The sequence below is a fragment of the Methylosinus sp. sav-2 genome, from assembly GCF_004366495.1.
In the GTDB taxonomy this organism is placed as follows: Bacteria; Pseudomonadota; Alphaproteobacteria; order Rhizobiales; family Beijerinckiaceae; genus Methylosinus.
Window position 1 is genome coordinate 109,168 of sequence record NZ_SOEJ01000009.1, and the last position, 20,840, is coordinate 130,007.

Here is a 20,840-nt window from a genome sequence, read left to right on the forward strand (position 1 = left end):
GAGCTTTCGTCATGGTGGTCAGAGTCGCGACGGTCGCCTTCGAGGGCATAGAGGCCAAGCCCGTCGACGTTCAGGTGCAGATCGCCAGCGGCAATGTCGTGTTCACCCTCGTCGGCCTCGCCGACAAGGCGGTCGCCGAATCGCGGGAGCGGGTGCGGGCGGCGCTCGTCGCCTCCGGCCTCGCCCTGCCGGCCAAGCGCATCACCGTCAATCTCGCGCCGGCCGACATGCCCAAGGAGGGCAGCCATTATGATCTGCCGATCGCGCTCGGCGTGATGGCGGCGATCGGCGCCATCCCCTCGGATGCGCTGGACGGCTTCACCGTGCTCGGCGAATTGGGGCTCGACGGGGCCATCGCGCCGGTCGCCGGCGTTCTGCCCGCGGCGGTCGCCGCCAACACGCGCGGCCATGGGCTCATCTGCCCGCGCCAATGCGGGCCGGAGGCGGCCTGGGCGTCGAGCGACATGGAGGTGATCGCGCCGCGCTCGCTGATCCAGCTCGTCAATCATCTCAAAGGCGTTCAGGCGCTCTCGCGGCCCGAGCCGGCCGTGCGCGCGGCGGCGACGGCGCTGCCGGACGTCTCCGACATAAAGGGCCAGGAGAGCGCCAAGCGGGCGCTGGAGATCGCGGCGGCCGGCGGCCATAATCTCCTGATGAACGGCCCGCCCGGCGCCGGCAAATCCATGCTGGCGGCGCGCCTTCCCTCCATTCTGCCGCCATTGTCGCCGCGCGAGCTTCTGGAAGTCTCGATGATCCATTCCGTCGCGGGCGAGATCGCCGGCGGCGAGCTCACCGATCGGCGCCCGTTTCGCGCGCCGCATCATTCCGCCTCCATGCCGGCGCTGGTCGGCGGCGGCTCCCATGCGCGTCCGGGCGAGATCTCGCTCGCCCATAATGGCGTGCTGTTCCTCGACGAGCTGCCGGAGTTCCAGGCGCAGGCGCTCGATGGCCTGCGCCAGCCACTGGAGACCGGCGAGGTCGCCGTGTCCCGCGCCAATCATCGCGCCGTCTATCCGGCCCGCTTCCAGCTCGTCGCGGCGATGAACCCCTGCCGCTGCGGCCATGCGCTGGAGCCGGGCTTCGCCTGCCGCCGCCAGCCCAATGAGCGCTGCATCGCCCAATATCAGGCGCGGCTCTCAGGCCCGCTGATCGACCGTTTCGACCTCAGGATCGAGGTTCCGGCGGTCTCGGCGGCCGATCTCGTGCTGCCGCCGCCGGCCGAAGGCTCGGCCGAGGTGGCGGCGCGCGTCGCCGCGGCGCGCGAACGCCAAAGCCGACGCTATGCGGCTCTCGGCCTTCCCGGCTCCACCACCAACGCCAGCGCGCCGGCCAGCGCGATCGAAAAAGCCGCCGCGCTCGACGCCTCCGGAACGGCGCTGATTCGCGAGGCGGCCGAGCGCCTCGGCCTCTCGGCGCGCGGCTTCCATCGCGCGCTGAAGCTCGCTCGCACCATCGCCGATCTCGACGGCTCGGACGCCATAGCGCGCCGCCATCTCGCCGAAGCTCTCGCCTATCGCGGCGGCTCCGCCGGAGCCCGCGTCGCCGCCTGAGCCCAATTCATACTTTTCTGTGGATTGCCGTGAAATAATTGCATCTTCGTCGAATGGCTCTGGACCGTCCCGCATGCCCGCTGTTCCTCCTTGCGTTTTTGTCCTTCTCGCTTTTTTCGCCGCTCTCGCGCCGGGCGTCTGGCTATGGCTCGTGCGCGCGCGCCGGGCGCGCCGCCGCCGCGCGGTCGAGACAGAGCTAGAAGGATTGCGCGACGAAATCTGGGAGCTGCGCGCCGCCGCCGCCGCGCGCGACCGCGCCGAGGCGGCAAGCCAGGCCAAATCGCGCTTTCTCGCCACGGTGAGCCATGAGATTCGCACGCCGCTCAATGGCGTGCTCGGCCTCGCGCAATTGCTCGCGGCGACGCGGCTCGACGCCGAGCAGGCGAGCTATGTCGAGGCGATCGCCGCCTCCGGCCGCTCGCTCGCACAGCTCATCGACGATATTCTGGATTTCTCGAAGATCGAGGCCGGCAAGATCGAGCTGTCGGTCGAGCCCTTCGCGCTTGCGCCGCTCGTCGAGGGCGTCGTCGAGCTGCTGGCGCCGCGCGCCCAGGCCAAGCATCTCGAGATCGCGAGCTATATCGCGCCGGACGCGCCGGAGATCGTCGCCGGCGACGCCGCGCGCGTGCGCCAGGTGCTGGTCAATCTCGCCGGCAACGCCGTGAATTTCACCGCGAGCGGCGGCGTCGGCCTGCGCGTCGAGCGCGACGCCAAAGGCGCGCTGCTGTTTCGCGTCGCCGACACGGGGCCGGGCGTCGCGCCGGCGGCCCGCGAGATCATCTTCGAGGAGTTCGAGCAAGGCGACGGCTCGTCGACGCGGCGCCATGGCGGCACCGGCCTCGGCCTCGCCATCTCGCGCCATCTCGCCGCGCTGATGGGCGGCCGGCTGGAGATAGAGGAGGCGGCGGGCGCCGGCGCGATCTTCGCCTTCACCCTGCCGCGCGGGCCGCATGCCCTCTTCGACGACCGCACGCGTGAGCGCAAGCGGCCGCTCGCCGGCTCGAGCGTTCTGATCGTCTCGCCGACGATCTTCGAAGGGCCGTTCATGGCCGAGATCCTGCGCGGGGCCGGCGCGCAGACCGAGATCGCGCGGGAGGAGACGCATGGCGCGCGCCGTCTGGACGGCGAGCCGGATGGCCGTTTCGACGCCGTCATCGTCGATTGCGCCTTCGGCGAGGAGGCGACCGAGCGTCTCGCCGACGAGGCGCGCCGCGCCGGCGCCGGCCGCGTGTTCCTGATGTTCTCGCCCATGGAGCGACGCGCCTTCGGCGAGGCGGCGCTGCGCCATTTCGACGGCTGGCTGGTGAAGCCGGTGCGCGCCGCCTCGCTGGTCGAGCGCCTGTCCGCCGCCCCGCCGCCGACGCGCAACGACGAGGATTTCGTCGCGCCCGAGCGCACGCTCGCCGGCCGGCGCGTGCTCGTCGTCGAGGACAATGACGTCAATGCGCTGATCGTCTGCCGCCATCTCGAGAAGCTCGGCGCGCTGGTGACGCGCGTCGAGGATGGCGCGCGCGCCGTCGAGCTGGCGCGCTCCTCCATCGGCGGGCGGCTGCGGCCCTTCGACGCCATTTTGATGGACGTCTTCATGCCCGAGCTCGACGGCCTCGAGGCGACGCGCCTCATTCGGGCGGAGGAGGCGCGCATGGGCGCGCGGCGGCTGCCGATCATCGCGCTGACCGCCAGCGCGCTCGAGGAGGACGAGCGCGCCGCGCGCGGAGCCGGGGTCGATTTCCTGCTGACCAAGCCCGTCGAGTTCGACGCCTTGTCGAGGACGATTCTCGAGGCGATCGACGCCGCGCGCCGCCGCGCGAATGGCGATCGCGAGGCGATCTGACGGCGCGCGCCGCCATAGCCACAAAAAAGAAAAAATTTCGCCCCGCGCGCAGGTCACAACGGCAGCGCGGGGATTGCGATGGCTCACGCCCTTGTCGGGAGAACACAATGTCGAGACGAAAAAATTTGCTGCTCGCGGGGCTGATGACGCCGTCGCTGGCGCTCGGCCCGCAAGCCGGAATTGCGCCGGCCGCGGCCAGCGAAGCCCTATTGCTGGCGCAGGCCGCGCCGCAAGGCTTTGATCCAAATCACGAAAAGCGCCCCCCGGCGCAGCGGCCGGCCCAACCGGCGCCAGCTCCCCACCCAGCCCCGGCGGCCCCGCCCGCGGCGCCTTTCCATCCGGCGCCCATTCAGCATGCGCCCTCCGCGCCGCCGCCCTCCCCCTATCCCGGAGCCGGCGCCCCGCCGTTTCCGCGCCCGCAGCTGCGCGCGGCGCCGCCGGCCCCGCCCGCCCCCGCCATAATCCATCCGCCGCAGCAGGCCGCGCCGATTCGGCAAGCTCCGCCGCCGCATCCTACGGCGGCGCCTGCGGCCATCCCCATTCCCCATCCGATCGCGCCCGCCAATCCGGCCGCCGCCCAGAGCCCCTCGCCGTCCATCCCGCATGAGAATCGCGCTCCCGCGGCCGGCCGGCCCCCTGTTCCCGCCCCGAGCGGCGACCATGGCCCCGGCGCCGGCGCGCCCGCCGCCCGCATCGCGCCGGCCGCTCCGATCGTCACGCCCGCTATTGGACAGCAGCCTCCCGCCTCGCCCGCCGTCCCCGCCCCGCCGGCGCATTCCGCGACCCCGCCAGCCGGCGGCGGCCAAAACCTTCCGCCCAATGGCTCGAATGGAGCGCCGGCGCATCTCGGCGGACCGCATCCCACACCAGCGGCCGGCGGCGCGCCCGAGGCGCCGGCGCCGCATGGACAGCCGCCCGCCGGGACGCCGGCGCAGGGCGGCAACTTCCTGCCGTCCACGGCCCAGCCCGGCGCCGCGCCGCGTCCCAATGGCCCGCCGCCCGGCGCTGCTCCGGCCGGAGATCATGCGGGCGCGCCGCCGGCCGCAGGTCCTGGGGGACGCTTTCTGCCGCCTGGACAGCAAGGCGCGATCCCGCCCGGCGCGCCTCCCGGCGCCGGCTCCGTCCCGCCGCATGTTCCACCGCAAGCCGGAGGCGCCGCCTATGGCGTCCCGCCGGCAGGTGGGCCGCCCCCCTCTGGAGCCGCCTATGGCGGCCCGCCGGCTCCGCCGCATGGCGCGCCACCGGCGGGCGGCGGACCGCGCGTGTCGCCGGCCGCAGCGGCGGCGATCGGCGCGGCGGCCGGCCTCGTCGGCGGCTTCGTGCTGAGCCAGCCGGGCGCGCATCGGCTCGACGATGTCCACGCACGTCGCCAGCAATTCGAGCGCGACGGCGTGACGGTCGTGCAGGAGCCCGGCCGCACCATCGTGCGCGAGAGCGGCGGCGCCTTCATCCGTCACGACGAGAACGAGCGCTTCCGCGAGCTCGGCGGCAATCTGCGCAGCGAGCGTCGCGGCGAGGAATATGTGAGCGTCTACGCCCGCCGCGACGGCGGCGAGGTGCTCACCTACACCGACGCCAATGGCGTGCTGCTGCGTCGCTTGCGCCGCTTCCCCGACGGCCGAGAGATCATTCTCATCGACAATGGCTTCCGCGGTCCGCCGCGCGGCTTTGCGGAGGAGGTGGTGGTGCTGCCGCCGCCGCCGATCGAGATCGCTCCGGACGCTTATGTCGTCGATTACGGCGCCGCGGATGAGCGTCTGATCTATGAGACGCTGACGGCGCCGCCGCTCGCGCCCATGCAGCGCCGCTACACTCTGGACGAGATTCGCTACAGCCCGTCCGTGCGCGCCTATACGCGCAGCGTCGATATCGACACGATCAATTTCGACACGGGCTCCTGGGCGATCACGCCGGATCAAGCGCAACGTCTCGTAACGGTCGCAGAGGCGCTCAACGAAGCGATCAAGCGCAATCCCGCCGAAGTGTTCCTCATCGAAGGCCACTCGGATGCGGTGGGCTCGGACGTCGACAATCTGTCGCTCTCCGATCGGCGCGCGCAGTCGGTGGCGACGATATTGTCGCGCGACTTCGGCGTGCCGCCGGAAAATCTGACGACGCAAGGCTATGGCGAGCAATATCTCAAAGTGCAGACGCAAGGTCCCTCGCGCGAGAATCGCCGCGTGACCGTGCGTCGAATAACGCCGCTGCTGAGCGGCCCACAGGCCGAGACGCATCGGCGCTGAGGAAAGACAAACGAGACGGCGCGCATCTTCGCGCGCCGTCTCCATGAGCTATTTGCGCACGATGCGAGCCTGAAGGCTCGCGATCCAAACGCCGCAGGTCGTCACAAAAGCTTCGCCCGCTCGTGATCTAACGCTTCGATCGCAAGCGCTCGAAAAGCGCGAGCGCGACACGAGCGGAGACGATACGCGACATGTGGGCGATCCACGCCGACGCCGGCCGCAAGATCATCGCAGGCGCCTTTCCCCTGCTGAAGCCGCAAAATCTCCTGAAGCCGAAAAAGAAGAAGCATGGCGGGCTCGAAGGCCCGCTCGCGCTGCTCGGCTCGCTCGAGGTGCGGCTCGCCTGCAGCAAGAAGGAAATCCGCAAGGCGCAGCGGCTGCGCTTCAAGGTTTTTTTCCGCAAGGGCGGCGCAATTCCCGACGCCAAGGCCGCGATCACGCGGCGCGACGCCGATCGTTTCGACAAATTCTGCGATCATCTCATCGTCATCGATCATGCGGCGCGCAATCGCTTCGGCAAGATCAAGCCCAAGGTCGTCGGCGCCTATCGCCTGCTACGCCGCGATGTCGCGGAGAAGAAGGGCGGATTCTATTCGGCCGGAGAATATGACATTGCCCCGCTGCTCGCCCGTCACGATGGAACGCGCTTTCTCGAGCTCGGCCGCTCCTGCGTGCTCGAGCAATATCGCGGCAAGCGCACGATCGAGCTTTTGTGGCGCGGCATACTCGCTTATGTCCGGCATCATCGCATCGATGCAATGATCGGCTGCGCGAGTCTCGAGGGCGCCAATCCGCTCGCCCATGCGACGGCGCTGAGCTTCCTCGCGCATCATGCGCGCGCCGACGAAGATTGGCGCGTGAGCGCACGGCGCGAAATGCATGTGCCGATGGAGATGCTGGCGAAAGAGGCCGTCGATCCGCGCAAGGCGATGAGCGCGCTGCCGCCGCTGATAAAGGGCTATCTGCGCTGCGGCGCCAAATTCGGCGACGGCGCCGTGGTCGATCGCAAGTTCAACACGACGGATGTGTTCGTCGTCTTGCGCGTCGCGGAGATCGATGCGCGCTATCTCGATTATTTCGGCCCGGCGGAAGCGCGCGACGCGGCCTGAGCGGTCGAGCCTCTCTTGTCACTCCCGACGCGCGCATTGCACGCGATCGGGAGTCGGTCCGCACGCTCAGCCGAAGGCGAAGCCGGAGATCGCCTTGCCCACGGCCGCATCGTGAAAGACGCGGCGTCCCACGTCCGCTCCAGCCACTCCGGCGACCACCATCAACGGCAGAAGATGCTCCTCGCGCGGATGGCAGGCGCGCGCGAATGGCGCCTCGCTCCACTGCGCGAGCAGCGCATTGCGTTCCTCGGGGCTCGGCTTCGTCACGGCGTCTGTCAGCCAAGCGTCGAAACCGGCGGCGGCGCGCGCCTCGCCGTCGAAGAATGTGCGCAGATTATGGAAACTGTTGCCGCTGCCGAGGATGAGAACGCCGTCATCGCGCAGAGGCGCGAGCGCCGCGCCGACGCCGATGTGAAAGGCGGGATCGAGATCGTCACGCAAAGACAGAGTGAGAATCGGAATCGTCGCGCCGGGCTCGACGATCAGCATGGGCACGAAGACGCCGTGATCGAAGCCGCGCGCGGCGTCCAGCGCCGCCTCGACGCCGGACGCCGCTAGCAGCCCGCGCGCCTGCTCGGCGAGTTCCGGCGCGCCGGGCGCGGGATAGGTCAGGCGGTAGGTGTGCTCGGGGAAGCCGTAATAATCGAAGATCATGCCGGGCGCTTTCGCCGCGCCCAGAGTGACCCGCTTCTCCTCCCAATGCGCCGAGACGATGAGAATGGCGCGCGGACGCTCCGCCAGAGACGCGAGCAGGCCGGCGAGATAGGCCTTCAGCCCATCGAAGGCGCGGGCCATGGGGCCGTCCACCCAAAAGCAGGGGCCGCCGCCGTGAGAGATGAAAATCGCCGGCTGCCGCATCGAAGCCTCCGCTGGATGAGAGCTGCAGATAGGCCGAGCCGGACCGGGCCGCAATGTGGCGCCCTGACCCGGGGCGCGCCCTTTTCCCCGCCGCGCGCGCTTTTATATGAGAGCACCGAGGATTTCTGGAGGACGAAGCGATGGACTCCCAAATCACCGGATTGAAAGTGGCGGCGGTTATTTTCGGCCTGATGGCGCTCGGACAGGCGGGGCGGCTGGCGACGCAGCCGGATATTCAGGTCGGCGGCGCCTCCATGCCGCTATGGCCGAGCGCGGTGGCGCTGATCGTGCTGCTCGGCCTCTGCCTATGGCTGTGGCGGCTGGCCAAGCCGCGACGCGGGGCGTAGACCGTCTCGGGAACGGCCGCGCTCGCCGGGCTTTGTCACACGGGCTTGCCAACCTCCTGTCTTTCCGCTTATAAGCCGCGCTTCCGAACCGCCCGGCCAGTGATGGGCTGCCGTGGCGGTTCTTTTCGCTCGCGCGAATAAAGCGCCGGGAAACCGGCGCGCAGAACAGGGCCTCGGCCCAGGAGAGCAAAATGCCCAAGCTGAAGACCAAATCGGGCGCCAAAAAGCGCTTCAAGATCACCGGCACCGGCAAGGTGGTCTATGCCCAGAAGGGCAAGCGCCACGGCATGATCAAGCGCACCAACAAGCAGATCCGAAATCTGCGCGGGACGTCCGTCCTGTTCAAGACGGACGGCGACAACGTCAAGAAGTATTTCCTGCCCAACGGCTGAGCTTCTCCCCTTCCCCCGATTTCGGATTTCCTGAAAGGATCATGTCATGGCTCGCGTCAAACGCGGCGTCACCTCGCACGCCAAGCACAAGAAGACCCTAGATGCCGCCAAAGGCTTCTACGGCCGTCGCAAGAACACCATCCGCGCCGCCAAGGCCGCCGTCGATCGCTCGATGCAATATGCGACGCGCGACCGCAAGGCCAAGAAGCGCGTCTTCCGCGCTTTGTGGATTCAGCGCCTCAACGCCGCCGTGCGTGAGCTGGGCCTGACCTACAGCCGCTTCATCGACGGCCTCGCCAAGGCCGGCGTCACCGTGGACCGCAAGGTTCTGTCCGAGCTGGCCATCACCCAGCCGGAGGCCTTCAAGGCCATCGTCGAGAAGGCCAAGGCCGCGCTGCCGCAGACGGCCTGATCCGTCGGCGCCGACGCTTCGACGCGGGAATCCTTTCGGATGAAATGGTATTCCTGCCTGAACGCGTCGGCTCTCGACCGCTACGCCGAGCATTTGCGCGTCGCCGTCCGCACGGCGATCGACATAGCGGGGCTCGAGCCGCATCTCGTCTTCGACGGCGAGGCGGACCGGCTCCGCGCCAGCCTCGGCCATGACGCGCCCGTCCAGATCCACAGCCGGCGCTCCGGCCTCATCGAGGCCATAGAGGCGACGCCGGAGACGCCGGACTGGAGCCGCTCCATCGCCGCCGGCGCCTTTCTGCGGCTCGAAATTCCCCTCATCGAGACGAAGGACGAATTCGTCCTCTACACCGATTGCGACGTGCTGTTCGCCCGGCGGGTCGAGCTTTCGCCGCTGCGGCCGCGCTATTTCGCCGCCGCGCCCCAGCACGAGCCGCATGAGTGGTCGCAATTCTGCTCGGGCGTGCTGCTCCTCAACGTCCCGGCCATGCGCGCCGAATATGAGCCGCTGATGCGGAGCGCGCGCGCCGCGCTCGGCCTGCCGCATCATTACGATCAAGAGGCGCTCAACGCGCATTTCGCCGGGCGCTGGGATCATCTGCCGCTCGCCATGCATTGGAAGCCCTATTGGGGCGTCGCATGGGGCGCTTCCATCGTGCATTTCCATGGCCCCAAGGCCGAGGATGCGCGCCGCCTCGCGGCCGCGCCGGCGGGGACCGATCTGCTCTCGCAGCTCTACGCCCGCGATCCGCGGGGCTATGCGCATTTTCTGCGCTTCTACGACATCGCCGCCGAGGCCGATCGGCGCGGCGCGCGCATCGGCGCGGCGGAGCTGGCGCCGCTGCGGCTGGAGGCGGCGGCGATATCGGGCGACCGCGCCTTGCGCCGCGCCCTCGCCTTTTTGCGCGAGCTGCGCCCGCTGACCCCGCGCGAGGCTGCGCCTTCGCCCATTTTGCCGCCGGAGGCGAGCTTCGCGCAAATCGCGACGCTCGAGAATTTCGACGAGCGCGCCTATCTCTACGCCAATCCGGATGTCGCCGATAAGGTGCGCAGCGGGAGCATTCTCTCCGGCCGCGCGCATTTTGCGCGCTATGGCCGCTACGAGGGGCGCGTGCAGATGATCCCGCGCGACCGGCCCGCCACGCCGGAGGATTTCGACGCCGAGGCCTATGTCGCGCGCAATCCCGACGTCGCCTTTCTGATCGCGCGCGGCCGCTACCCTTCCGCCCGCGCGCATTTCGAGCGGCGCGGGCGCGCGGAACTGCGCCGGCAGCTGACGCGGCCCTGACGCCCCGCGCCTATGGCGCCCGGCGCTCGCATCGGCCACATATGAGCGCGCAGCGGCTCGAAGGGAATCATTCGAGCGGCGCCGGCGGTCGCGAGGGTTCCATGGCCAATTCTTATGATCTCATCGTCATCGGCGGCGGGCCGGGCGGCTATGTCGCCGCCATCCGCGCCGCGCAGCTCGGGCTGAAGACGGCCATTGTCGAGCGCGAGCATTTGGGCGGCATTTGCCTCAATTGGGGCTGCATTCCCACCAAGGCCCTGCTGCGCTCGGCCGATGTCTTTCGTCTCGCAAAACATGCGAAGGATTTCGGCCTGCGCATAGAGGGCGAGGTCTCCTTCGACGCCGAAGCGCTGGTGAAACGCTCGCGCGCTGTCGCCGGGCGGCTCAACGCCGGCGTCGAGTTCCTGTGCAAGAAGAACAAGATCGATGTGATCTGGGGCGAGGCCGCGCTCACCGCGCCGGGCGAGCTTCGCGTCGCCGCGCCCAAGGGTTTCGGCGCGCGTCCGCAACTCCCCAAGCCGAAAAACATCCTCGGCGAAGGCGTCTATTCGGCCAAACATATCATCGTCGCGACCGGCGCGCGGCCACGCGCCCTGCCGGGCCTCGAGCCGGACGGCGAGCGCGTCTGGACCTATTTCGAGGCGCTGCTGCCGCCTTCCATGCCGAAATCACTACTCGTCGTCGGCGGCGGCGCGATCGGCGTCGAATTCGCGTCCTTCTACTCGACCTTCGGGGCGCAGGTGACTCTGGTGGAGGCGCTGCCGCAAATCCTGCCGGCGGAAGACGCCGAGATCGCCGCGCTGGCGCGCAAATCCTTCGAGAAGCAAGGGATAAAAATCATCACCAGCGCCAAGCTCGCGAAGCTCGACAAGAGCGACAATGGCGTCGTCGCGACGATCGCGACCGAGAGCGGCGAGCAGAGCATAGAGGCCGAGCGCGTCATCTCCGCCGTCGGCGTCGTTCCCAATAGCGAGGGGCTGGGGCTGGAGGCTCTGGGCGTGAATACCGATCGCGGCGTCATTCTCACCGACGGCCTCGGCCGCACCAATGTCTCAGGTATTTATGCGATCGGCGATGTCGCCGGCCCGCCAATGCTCGCCCATAAGGCGGAGCATGAGGGCGTCGTCTGCGTCGAGGCGATCGCCGGCCTGTCGCCGCATCCGATCGAGCGCACGCGCATTCCCGCCTGCACCTATTGCCATCCGCAGATCGCCTCGGTCGGCCTCACGGAAGCGGCGGCGAAAGCGGCGGGACATGAGCTGAAGATCGGGCGCTTTCCCTATATCGCCAATGGCAAGGCCATCGCCATGGGCGAGACGGAGGGCCTGGTGAAAACCATCTTCGACGCAAAGAGCGGACGCCTGCTCGGCGCGCATCTCATCGGCGCCGAGGTGACGGAGCTGATTCAAGGCTTCGTGATCGCGATGAATCTGGAGACGACCGAGGCGGAGCTGATGGAGACCATCTTCCCGCATCCGACGCTCTCCGAGACCATGCATGAGAGCGCGCTCGACGCCTTCGGGCGGGCGATTCATATTTGACGGAGGACGCCGAGCGAGCCTGACGGCTCGCGGCGTTTAGCCCGCTAGCCGTCAGGCTCGCATCAAATCAATGGCGCCCCTCCAGCGCCGCGCCTTCCCAATAGGGCGCTGCGCCGTAATGCTGGTGGATGCGCGTCTCCCAGTCGCGATCGGTCCAGCTCGCCTCGCTATATTCCGGCGCCTTTTCGAGCATCTGCTCCGTCACAGAAGTCGTATAACGACGCCTGTCCTGGTCGTAGCAGAGCGCCTTCCACGGCACGGCGTGATGGCCCTTGCGCAGGCACATGAAGCCACAGAAATCGACGATGGCGTAGCGCGCCTGGCCGGTGATGGGATCGATCATCAGATGATCGATCTCGCCGATTTCCTTGCCGCTCTGATCGAAGATTTTCGCGCCGACGATATGCTCGCTCGAGATCATTTGGAGTTCAGGGATAGCGGTCGCCATTTCGACCTCCCACGTGAGCCCCCGGCCCTCGGATGAATGGAAACGCCCGGCGCGGCGAAAAGTTGCCGAAGGTCACAGGCGCCATGCGCCGAAGGCGATGGTGATCAGCGTGAGCGGCGCGCCCACTTTGAAATAGGCCCAGAAGCCGATGGAGACGCCCGCGGCGCGGGCGCGCTCGGCGACGATGAGATTGGCGACGGAGCCGATGAGCGTCAGATTTCCGGCCAGCGTCGAGGCCATGGCGACGACGAGCCAGGCGCGCTGCGGATCGGCCGCGCCGGCGATGAAGGGCTTCAACGCCAGCACCGCCGGCACATTGCTGACGACATTGGAGAGCACCGCGGAAACCGCCGACAGAACGCCCGCATCGGACAGATCGAAATTGCCGATGGAGGCGACGGCCTGCGGCGTCAGCACCGTCGTCTCGAGCCCTTCGACGACGATGAACAGGCCGACGAACATCAAGAGAAGCGGCCAATCGATCTCGCGATAGACCTTCTCCGCCTTCACATGGCGGGTGACGAGCAGCAGCGCGCCGCCGACGATGGCCACTTTCGCGACCGGCTGGCCGGCGAAGAAAAGCGCCATCATGGCGAGCGTCACCAGCACCGATTTGACGACGAGAAAGCCGCGCGCCCGCGCCGGCGCCGGCGCCGCCTCGGGCAGTCTCTCGCGTGTGAGAAACTCGCCGCGGTAGAACAGCGCCACCAGCACGAAAGTGGCGAGAAGGCCAAAGGCGGCGACCGGCCAAAGCGCCGCGGCGAAGGCGCCATAGGGAATATGCGACAGGCCGCCGATAATCATGTTCTGCGGATTGCCGGTGATCGTCGCCACGCTGCCGACATTGGAGGCCATGGGCACGGCGAGCAGATAGGGCAGAGGATCGCGCTTCAGGCGTCTGGTCAGCTCGAGGGTGAGCGGCGTCATCACGAGGCAGATGGCGTCATTGACGAGAAAGGCGGAAAAAGCGCCCGTCACCAGCACGATTGCGGCGAGCAGAGCGAGCGGCGTCTTCGCACGCGCGACGACGAAATTGCTCGCCAGCCGAAAAAAGCCGGAGAGACGCAAATTGGCGACGACGATCATCATGCCGAGCAGAAGAGTGATCGTATCGAAATCGATGGCGCGATAGGCCGCGTCCAGCGGCAGCACGCCGAGCCCGACCATAAGGCTGGCGCCGAGCAGCGCCGCGCCGGCGCGATCGAGCCGCAAGCCCGGCGCCTCGCCGAGCGCGATGACGACATAGGTCCCGGCGAAGACGATGATGGCGATAGCGTGCGTCCAGGCCGGCGACGCGCCGCCCGCGAGCAGCGCCGGAAGCGAGGCGAGAAGCGTCGCGCCGGCCCCAGCTGCGAGCGCGCCGACGAAGACGAGCGCGACCGCCAGCAGCGCCGCGACAAAGGGCGAGCGTTCTTTTTCAGCCATTCGGACTCACGCGTTCAAGCGGCGGATCGCTCTGGCTTAGCGCTTTCCGGCATGCCGAGCCAGAGCAGCAGAAAAGCGAGCGCCGCGACGGCGGAGAGAAACAGAAAAGCGGCATTGAAACCGGCGGTGTCGACGAGCGCGCCGGCGACGACATTGCTGAGCGCGGCGCCCGCGCCCCAGCAGGCGCCGGAGGCGCCGAGCGCGAGGCTGTAATGGCCCGTCCCCTCGGTGAGATCGTCGATCACGATGAAGAACAGAGCGCCGAAGAGGCCCGCGCCGACGCCATCGAGCAATTGGATGGAGACGAGATAGAGCGGATCGTCGAACAGCGTGTAGAGCAGCCCACGAATCGGCAGCACGGCGAAGCCGGCGAGCAGCAGCGGCTTGCGGCCCCAGCGATCGGCCTTGGCGCCGACGAGGGCCGCCATGGGGATCATGACCGCCTGCGCGGCGATGACGCAGGCGGCCATGAACAGCGAGCCGGTCTGATCGCGCCCCTCGCTCAGCCTTTCGCCAACCAGCGGCAGCATTGCGGCATTGGCGAAGTGAAATAGCGTGATCGCTGCGGTGAAGATCAGCAGAGGACGCGATTCGAAGATCACGCGCAGCCCGCTCGGGCGCTCGCCATCGGCGGGATCGTCGTCGCCATCCGAAAGACCGCGCGCGGCGCGATGGTCGATCTCGCGCGCGTCGATCATCACCAGCGCGAGCGCGCTGGCGCAGGCGAGCAGCACGACGAGCCACAGCACGGCGACCGGCGCGATCAGCCAACCGGCGAGCCCCGCCGCGATCGCCGTCACCACATTGCCGGCATGGTTGAAGGCCTCATTGCGGCCGATGCGCTCGGCGAAAAGCGCGCGGCCGACGACGCCGAGGCTGATCGCCGCTATGGCCGGCGGAAACACCGCGTCGCAGGCGCCGATGATGGTCTGCGCCGCCGCCGCGGGCCAGAAAAACGGAAAAAGACCGAGCGCCGCAGAGCCCGCCGCGACGAGCAGCGCGCCCGCGGCGATGAGCCCGCGCTTGCCGCGCGTCCAATCGACGAGCGCGCCGGCGGGAGCGCGCGCGGCCACTGTCGCCGCGCCGGCAATGGTCATGATGACGCCGATATGGGTGGCGTCCCAATGCTGGCTCGACCACAGATAAATGGCCAGAAACGGCCCGACGCCGCTCTGCACATCGGCGAGCAGAAAGCTCACCCAGTCGAGCCCTCTCTCGCTACGCATGGCTCGCGGCGCGCTTCACCGCTCCGGGCGTCGCGCGAAAGGAGATGGCGATGCGATTATAGGCGTTCATCAGGCCGATCGCGATCGTCAGATCGGCGAGCTCCTTCTCGGAAAACTGCGTCGAGACCGCGGCGAACTCCTCATCGGGAACGCCGGTCTCGGCGACGCGCGTCACCGTCTCCGCCCAGGCGAGAGCGGCGCGCTCGCGCTCGCTGAACAGCGCCTCCGCCTCGCGCCACACGGAGACCAGCGCGAGCTTCTCCACGGTGAAGCCTTCACTGATGAGCGCGCGCGTGTGAAGATCGAGGCAATAGGCGCAGCCATTGATCTGCGACACGCGCAAATAGGCGAGCTCGATGAGCGCTTTGCCGAGTCCGCTGGCGGCGACATAGGAATGCGCGACGCCGAGCGCTTTCATACCTTCGGGCGCGGCGTGAGCGTAATCGAGACGGCTGGTCATTCTCTCTCTCCTGCTGGGACGTCGGGAAGCGTCAGAAATGTCTCGCTCGAATCATCGACGAATATAGTGAGCAAACGCGCCCGCTCTGTGTCGCCGGCGCTCTCGCTCACCGGATGGAGCGCGCCCGGCGGCTCGAACCAACTCTGCCCGGCGCGGAAAAGTTCCTGCGCCGATGCGCGATCACGGCGCAGTCGCGACGCAAACGAAACACGACGACGCACGCGGCACGAAGTCGAGCTCACGCGGTTTTTCGGCGCGAATTCTCGCGACGATCGCCCTCACGAATTCGATTTCGGCGTCGCCGATCGCGGCGCCGGCCAACGCCTCCCTTACCCAGTCGCGGCCCATTTCCTCTTCGAGAAAATCAATGTCGTAGGTCTCGATCGGATCGAGACGCACGCGATCATTCGACCATATGCGAATATTCTCGAGCCCCGCCCGCGCCAGCAGGGTCGGCAGACGCAGACCGATATCCTGGTCGCCTCTGCGGATTTTGACGAAATCAACGAACCTGACCCAGACGCCATAGAAGGCGGCGCGTTCAGACGGCGTCAGAAAATGCGTCAATTCGAACGTCTGCGCCCAATTCAAATGATTGACCGGCTCGACGCAGACGATCGTTCCGCCGCGCTTCGCCACGCGACGCATTTCCGCGACGATTTTTTCCGGCGCGAGGCTGTGCATCAGCAAAGTCTGCGCGGTGACGATGTCGAACGAGCCGCCGGGCAGGCCGGTGTCGCTCACATCCGATTCGACAGCGCGATAGGCGATATGCGGCGCGCGCTCAGCATATTTTTTGCGGAGCGCTCGCACCATTCGCGCTCCCGATCGACGCCCGTCACTTCCCGCAGATCGACGAAGGCGTCGAGAAGGCCGAGGCTCCAATGCCCTTCGCCGACGCCGAAATCGGCGAGGCTCGTCATGATCTCGTCGCCTATGGCGCGCGACTTCAGCAGGCGGAGAAAATCGCGGCTCCACCAATCGAAGCGCTCGTCGTGAATGTAATCCGCCGAATGCGGCGCCTCCGACATGATCGCTCCTCCGCAATGACATGAGGCCCGCGCCAATCGAAGCGGCGCGGCTCTGCAATGAATTGGACGCGCCGTCGCGGCTCGCTCACAGCTTGCGCAGCGCGACTTCCTCTATGCGATGGTCCGCGCCTTTGGTCAGCACCAGGCTGGCGCGCGGACGCGTCGGCGAAATGTTGCGGCGCAGATTTTCGAGATTGATGCGCGTCCAAATGTCCTTGGCGACGCGCATCGTCTCCGCATCGTCGAGATCGGCGTATTTCTTGAAATAGGAGAGCGGATCGCGGAAGGCCGTCTCGCGCAGGCGCTGGAAGCGCTCGACATACCATTGCTCGAGCACAGCCTCCTCGGCGTGCAGATAGACCGAGAAGTCGAAGAAATCCGAGACGAAGGGAATTTCGCGCCCATCGCCGCGCGGACGGCTGGCGAGCAGCACATTCACGCCTTCTACGATGAGAATATCCGGCCGATCGACATAGAAGAACTCGTCCGGCACCACATCATAGATGAGATGCGAATAGACCGGCGCTGCGACATTGCGTTGGCCGGCCTTCACATCGGAGAGAAAGCGCAGCAGCGCGCGATTGTCGTAGCTCTCGGGAAAGCCCTTCTTGTCCATCAGCCCGTCGCGCTCGAGCACGGCGTTGGGATAGAGAAAGCCGTCGGTGGTGACGAGTTCCACCTTCGGCGTGTTGGGCCAGCGCGACAGCAGCGCCTTGAGAATGCGCGCCGTCGTGGATTTGCCCACGGCGACCGAGCCCGCGACGCCGATTATATAGGGCATCTTGCCGTCCTCGGCGCCCAGAAACCGCTGCGTCGCCTTGAACAGCCCTTGCGTCGCCGCGACATAGAGCGCGAGCAGGCGCGAGAGCGGCAGATAAATCTCGATGACCTCTTCCAGCGAGATCGGATCGTCGAGCGATTTGAGCCGCGTCAAATCGTCGATCGTGAGCGTGAGCGGCGTGTCGGCGCGCAGGCTCGCCCATTCGGCGCGGGTGAAGCGCCGATAGGGCGACAGCGCGACGCCGGCTCCCAGATAAGCCTCGGCGTTCATTTCCGCTCTCCGCGCGACGCTTTTTCCGCATGGCCGGATTGGACGGTGCGCGTCTCCAGCTCGGCGAGAACTTCCGCGAGCGAGACGCCGCCCGCCTCCAGCAGCACGAGCAGATGATAGAGCGTGTCGGCCGCCTCGCTCGTCAGATTCTTGCGGTCGCCCTCCATGGCGGCGATGACGGTCTCCACCGCCTCCTCGCCGAATTTCTTGGCGATGCGGGGCGTTCCGGCCTCGAACAAGCTCTTGGTGTAGGATTGCGCGGCGTCTGCGCCCCGCTTCGATGCGATGATCTTCGCGAGATCGGCGAGGGTGAAATCGCTCATGAGGGCTCCAGGCCGTCGAGACGCATCGGAATGCCCGCTTTCGCCATATATCGCTTCGCCTGCGGGATGGTGAACTCGCCGAAGTGGAAAATAGACGCCGCGAGAACGGCGGAAGCATGGCCTTCGCGCACGCCTTCGACGAGATGATCCAGCGTTCCGACTCCGCCCGAGGCGATGACCGGCACATCGACCGCATCCGCAACGGCGCGGGTCAGCCCGATGTCGAAGCCGATTTTGGCGCCGTCGCGGTCCATGGAGGTGAGCAATATCTCCCCCGCGCCGAGGCTCGTGACCTCCTTGGCGTATTCGACCGCGTCTATGCCCGTCGGGCGGCGGCCGCCATGGGTGAAGATTTCCCAATGATCGCCGACGCGCTTGGCGTCGATGGCGACGACGATGCATTGCGAGCCGAATTTTTCCGCCGCCTCGCGCACGAATTGCCGATCCGCCACAGCGGCCGAATTGATCGAGGCCTTGTCGGCGCCCGCGAGCAGGAGATTGCGAATATCGTCCTCATTGCGCACGCCGCCGCCGACGGTGAGCGGCATGAAGCAGGCCTCCGCCGTGCGCCGCACCACATCGAGCATGATGCCGCGATTCTCGTGGCTCGCGGTGATGTCGAGGAAGCAGAGCTCGTCGGCGCCGGCGGCGTCATAGGCGATGGCGCATTCGACCGGATCGCCGGCGTCGCGCAGATCGACGAAATTGACGCCTTTGACGACGCGGCCCTCTTTCACGTCGAGGCAGGGGATAACGCGGGATTTGAGCATCAGGCGGCCGAGGATTCCGGAGACTGCGGGCGATTGATGAAGTCCCAGATAATTCTCGGGAGCCAGCCGCCCTTCTTCTTCGTCTCGATTTCCGTAACGATGAATCGAACGTCAGGGATCACCTCTTCCCTGATCTGCGCTGCGAGCCACCGCGCGTCGCGCTCGGACGAGATGCAGAAAGTATTGTCGAAGACGGCGTACCAGTTCGTGATCTCCGCAATCTTGTCCAGGCGCCGGGACACGAGGTCGCGCGACGTCCTCGAACTATCGTAAACCAGGAGAAAAGCGTTCACGGTTGCTCTCCTTCGCTCGGATCCACCTCGATCACATTGGGAAGCTCCAAGCCTTCTCCTTCGATTTTCTGCGGAAGACCGCTCTTGCTTCGGGACTCGATCCAAAGCTCGTGCTGCCGCACCACAAACTCTTCGGACTGAAGGCGATCTGGGCTTTTCAACATAAAGTAGAAATGCGTGATGACAAAGACGACGCTCGGAACGGCGGCAAAGAAGACGAATACATACTTCAACACCGGGTCGGCTTGGAATTCGTAGGCCGCCGTCAGAAAGGCGAGCGTCCCCACCGTCATGAACCACAAGACATGGTTCATGACGTTTCTCACGCGCACCACCCCGGCGCGGGACGTCAAGCGGGCGATGACGTCTTCCGGCCTCATGCCGCCTCCGTCGCCGCGCGGATCAGCGCCAACGCTTCCGCCGGATCGAGCCGCCCGTCATAGAGCGCGCGGCCGGTGATCGCGCCCGCGAGCTTCTTGCAGTCGGGCTGCAGCAGACGCTCAATGTCGGCAAGCGAGGCGAGGCCGCCCGAGGCGATGACCGGAATGCTCAGCGCGTCAGCGAGCGCCAGCGTCGCCTCTATGTTGAGCCCCTTCAGCACGCCGTCGCGCGAAATATCAGTGTAGACGATGGCGGCGACGCCGGCGTCCTCGAAGCTGCGGCCCAAATCCTGCGCCGAGACATGGGTGCGGCGCGCCCAGCCCTCGACGGCGACAAAGCCGTCCTTGGCGTCTATGCCCACCGCTATGCGGCCCGGATAGAGACGCGCCGCCTCGCGCACCAGCGCCGGATCGCGCACCGCGGCCGTGCCGATGATGACGCGCGAAATCCCCTTGTCGAGCCAGCGCGAGATGGTGCGCATCTCGCGAATGCCGCCGCCGAGCTGCACCGGAATCTTTATGTTGGCGAGAATGCCCTCCACGGCGAGGGCGTTCATCGGCGCGCCGGCGAAGGCGCCGTCGAGATCGACGACATGCAGATATTCGAAGCCTTGGGCGGCGAAGGCCTGCGCCTGCGCGGTCGGATCGTCGTTGAACACAGTCGCCGAAGACATCTCGCCTTCGACGAGGCGCACGCATTGACCCTCTTTGAGATCGATCGCAGGAAACAGGATCACGGACGCCACCTCAGAAAATTCGCGATGAGAGCGAGGCCGAGCCTCTGGCTCTTCTCGGGATGGAATTGCGTGCCGACGAGATTGTCGCGCGCCACCGCCGCGGTCAGCGGAGCGCCGTAATCGGTCGTCGCCACGATATGGCCGGGCGAAGCGGGCAGGAATTGGTAGGAGTGCACGAAATAGGCGTGCAGCCCGTCCTTTCCCGTGGGGATGCCGGAAAAGAGCGCATGCGGGCGCGTCAGCTCCAGCGTGTTCCAGCCCATATGGGGGATTTTCAGACTCTTGTCCGCGGGCTCGATGACCGCGACATCGCCGGCGATCCAGCCGAGGCCGGCCGCCTCGCCATGCTCGAGGCCGCGCGTCGCCATCAGCTGCATGCCGACGCATATGCCGAGGAACGGCCGGCCGCGCTCGATCACCGCCTCGCGCAGCGCCTCGTCCAGCCCGGCGAGGGCGGAGAGGCCGTTGCGGCAATCGCGAAAGGCGCCGACGCCCGGCAGGCAGATGCGCTCGGCCCGGCGCACGACATCTGGATCATTGGTGACGGTGATCTCCGCCCCCTCGCCTTCCCGCGCGGCGCGCTCGAATGCCTTGGCGGCGGAGTGCAGATTGCCCGATCCATAATCGATGATCGCCGTGGTCACGCGCGCGGCTCCTCGAACAGGCCGCCGATGACCGAACGCATCGCCGCCCGGCCGCCGGGCCGCGGCGTCACTGTCGTCGGGAGGACGCCGGAGGGGCGCCAATTGGCGAAAAACACGTCCTCGGCCTCATCGATCCTAGCCGCGACCATTACGGCGCTCTCCGTGTAACCCTTGCGCTCGAGCGACCAGGCGACGAGCCGCGGCCCCTCGAGGCCGAGCAGCAGGCCGAGCGCCAGCTGCAAGACCGAGGCCGCCGCGGGATTGATCCCCAGAGCCGCGCCGCCGCCGAGGATCAGCGCGAGCGTAGCTGTCCATAGGACGGCCGGCAGCCACGCACGCCGCCACAGCAGCCACAAAGGGCCGAAGAGAAAGGCCGGCGTCGAGAAGCCGTCGCGCAGAAAGACGATTCGCTCCGGCGGCGGAGCCTCGCCCGGCGCGGCCTTGGGTATAAGGACGGTGTAGACGGCCATAGGCCCGCC

At 67.3% G+C, this 20,840-nt stretch carries 24 protein-coding genes; 9 read left to right on the top strand and 15 right to left on the bottom strand.

Going from position 1 to position 20,840, the window contains the following annotated elements; all coding sequences use genetic code 11:
- Positions 1–11 precede the first annotated feature (11 nt).
- The 4 genes from EDE12_RS15270 (at position 12) to EDE12_RS15285 (ending at position 6,736) form a co-directional block, all read left to right on the top strand.
- Positions 12–1,550 (top strand): YifB family Mg chelatase-like AAA ATPase, encoded by a 1,539-nt coding sequence (locus EDE12_RS15270; RefSeq protein ID WP_026599108.1) that lies wholly within the window; start codon positions 12–14, stop codon positions 1,548–1,550.
- 73 nt (positions 1,551–1,623) lie between these two features.
- Complete coding sequence (locus EDE12_RS15275; protein WP_026599109.1) at positions 1,624–3,384, top strand: ATP-binding protein; 1,761 nt, start codon at positions 1,624–1,626, stop codon at positions 3,382–3,384.
- Between the two features lie 107 nt (positions 3,385–3,491).
- On the top strand, positions 3,492–5,627 hold the full coding sequence (locus tag EDE12_RS15280; RefSeq protein ID WP_134188149.1) for an OmpA family protein: 2,136 nt from the start codon (positions 3,492–3,494) through the stop codon (positions 5,625–5,627).
- Positions 5,628–5,818: 191 nt separating this feature from the next.
- Positions 5,819–6,736, top strand: coding sequence for a GNAT family N-acyltransferase (locus EDE12_RS15285; RefSeq protein ID WP_026599110.1), 918 nt, complete (start codon positions 5,819–5,821; stop codon positions 6,734–6,736).
- Positions 6,737–6,802: 66 nt separating this feature from the next.
- Here the strand turns inward: EDE12_RS15285 and EDE12_RS15290 are convergent, their stop codons facing one another.
- Positions 6,803–7,594: a class III extradiol ring-cleavage dioxygenase gene (locus tag EDE12_RS15290; protein WP_026599111.1), complete on the bottom strand. Its 792-nt coding sequence runs from the start codon at positions 7,592–7,594 to the stop codon at positions 6,803–6,805.
- Positions 7,595–7,734: 140 nt separating this feature from the next.
- Between EDE12_RS15290 and EDE12_RS15295 the strand changes: the two genes are divergently transcribed.
- The 5 genes from EDE12_RS15295 (at position 7,735) to lpdA (ending at position 11,573) form a co-directional block, all read left to right on the top strand.
- The gene (locus tag EDE12_RS15295) at positions 7,735–7,941 is read left to right on the top strand and encodes a hypothetical protein (RefSeq protein ID WP_026599112.1); all 207 of its coding nucleotides are present in this window, start codon (positions 7,735–7,737) and stop codon (positions 7,939–7,941) included.
- Between the two features lie 191 nt (positions 7,942–8,132).
- Positions 8,133–8,333 carry a 50S ribosomal protein L35 gene (gene rpmI / locus EDE12_RS15300; protein WP_018264712.1) on the top strand — a complete coding sequence of 67 codons (201 nt, stop codon included), beginning with the start codon at positions 8,133–8,135 and terminating at the stop codon, positions 8,331–8,333.
- A 46-nt stretch (positions 8,334–8,379) separates the two neighbouring features.
- On the top strand, positions 8,380–8,745 hold the full coding sequence (gene rplT, locus EDE12_RS15305) for a 50S ribosomal protein L20 (protein WP_018264711.1): 366 nt from the start codon (positions 8,380–8,382) through the stop codon (positions 8,743–8,745).
- Positions 8,746–8,784: 39 nt separating this feature from the next.
- Complete coding sequence (locus EDE12_RS15310) at positions 8,785–10,032, top strand: hypothetical protein (RefSeq protein ID WP_051592516.1); 1,248 nt, start codon at positions 8,785–8,787, stop codon at positions 10,030–10,032.
- Between the two features lie 101 nt (positions 10,033–10,133).
- Positions 10,134–11,573 carry a dihydrolipoyl dehydrogenase gene (gene lpdA / locus EDE12_RS15315; RefSeq protein ID WP_026599113.1) on the top strand — a complete coding sequence of 480 codons (1,440 nt, stop codon included), beginning with the start codon at positions 10,134–10,136 and terminating at the stop codon, positions 11,571–11,573.
- Positions 11,574–11,640: 67 nt separating this feature from the next.
- On the opposite strand, the gene EDE12_RS15320 is transcribed toward lpdA, so the two are convergent.
- From EDE12_RS15320 to EDE12_RS15380, 14 genes are all read right to left on the bottom strand, one after another.
- Positions 11,641–12,021, bottom strand: a complete 381-nt coding sequence (locus EDE12_RS15320; protein WP_024880701.1) for a PRC-barrel domain-containing protein — start codon at positions 12,019–12,021, stop codon at positions 11,641–11,643.
- Positions 12,022–12,093: 72 nt separating this feature from the next.
- Complete coding sequence (locus tag EDE12_RS15325; protein ID WP_134188150.1) at positions 12,094–13,446, bottom strand: anion transporter; 1,353 nt, start codon at positions 13,444–13,446, stop codon at positions 12,094–12,096.
- A 14-nt stretch (positions 13,447–13,460) separates the two neighbouring features.
- Entirely contained in the window at positions 13,461–14,672 is a 1,212-nt protein-coding gene (locus EDE12_RS15330; RefSeq protein WP_024880703.1) for an MFS transporter, read from the bottom strand.
- On the bottom strand, positions 14,665–15,132 hold the full coding sequence (locus tag EDE12_RS15335; protein ID WP_024880704.1) for a carboxymuconolactone decarboxylase family protein: 468 nt from the start codon (positions 15,130–15,132) through the stop codon (positions 14,665–14,667). The genes EDE12_RS15330 and EDE12_RS15335 overlap by 8 nt, the downstream gene beginning before the upstream one ends.
- 180 nt (positions 15,133–15,312) lie before the next feature.
- Positions 15,313–15,948: a methyltransferase domain-containing protein gene (locus EDE12_RS15340; protein ID WP_166671859.1), complete on the bottom strand. Its 636-nt coding sequence runs from the start codon at positions 15,946–15,948 to the stop codon at positions 15,313–15,315.
- Positions 15,873–16,163: a hypothetical protein gene (locus tag EDE12_RS21890; RefSeq protein WP_026599116.1), complete on the bottom strand. Its 291-nt coding sequence runs from the start codon at positions 16,161–16,163 to the stop codon at positions 15,873–15,875. The genes EDE12_RS15340 and EDE12_RS21890 overlap by 76 nt, the downstream gene beginning before the upstream one ends.
- An 85-nt stretch (positions 16,164–16,248) precedes the next feature.
- Positions 16,249–17,214 (bottom strand): type I pantothenate kinase, encoded by a 966-nt coding sequence (gene coaA / locus EDE12_RS15345; protein WP_026599117.1) that lies wholly within the window; start codon positions 17,212–17,214, stop codon positions 16,249–16,251.
- On the bottom strand, positions 17,211–17,537 hold the full coding sequence (locus EDE12_RS15350; protein ID WP_024880707.1) for a phosphoribosyl-ATP diphosphatase: 327 nt from the start codon (positions 17,535–17,537) through the stop codon (positions 17,211–17,213). The genes coaA and EDE12_RS15350 overlap by 4 nt, the downstream gene beginning before the upstream one ends.
- Complete coding sequence (gene hisF, locus EDE12_RS15355) at positions 17,534–18,307, bottom strand: imidazole glycerol phosphate synthase subunit HisF (RefSeq protein WP_026599118.1); 774 nt, start codon at positions 18,305–18,307, stop codon at positions 17,534–17,536. Before hisF ends, EDE12_RS15350 begins: the two co-directional genes overlap by 4 nt.
- Positions 18,307–18,600: a hypothetical protein gene (locus EDE12_RS15360; protein ID WP_024880709.1), complete on the bottom strand. Its 294-nt coding sequence runs from the start codon at positions 18,598–18,600 to the stop codon at positions 18,307–18,309. Before EDE12_RS15360 ends, hisF begins: the two co-directional genes overlap by 1 nt.
- Entirely contained in the window at positions 18,597–18,980 is a 384-nt protein-coding gene (locus tag EDE12_RS15365; protein WP_024880710.1) for a hypothetical protein, read from the bottom strand. The genes EDE12_RS15360 and EDE12_RS15365 overlap by 4 nt, the downstream gene beginning before the upstream one ends.
- The gene (gene hisA / locus EDE12_RS15370) at positions 18,977–19,726 is read right to left on the bottom strand and encodes a 1-(5-phosphoribosyl)-5-[(5-phosphoribosylamino)methylideneamino]imidazole-4-carboxamide isomerase (protein WP_134188152.1); all 750 of its coding nucleotides are present in this window, start codon (positions 19,724–19,726) and stop codon (positions 18,977–18,979) included. The genes EDE12_RS15365 and hisA overlap by 4 nt, the downstream gene beginning before the upstream one ends.
- Positions 19,714–20,361 carry an imidazole glycerol phosphate synthase subunit HisH gene (hisH, locus tag EDE12_RS15375; RefSeq protein WP_026599120.1) on the bottom strand — a complete coding sequence of 216 codons (648 nt, stop codon included), beginning with the start codon at positions 20,359–20,361 and terminating at the stop codon, positions 19,714–19,716. The genes hisA and hisH overlap by 13 nt, the downstream gene beginning before the upstream one ends.
- Positions 20,358–20,831 carry a DUF2628 domain-containing protein gene (locus tag EDE12_RS15380; protein WP_026599121.1) on the bottom strand — a complete coding sequence of 158 codons (474 nt, stop codon included), beginning with the start codon at positions 20,829–20,831 and terminating at the stop codon, positions 20,358–20,360. The genes hisH and EDE12_RS15380 overlap by 4 nt, the downstream gene beginning before the upstream one ends.
- Positions 20,832–20,840: the final 9 nt, after the last annotated feature.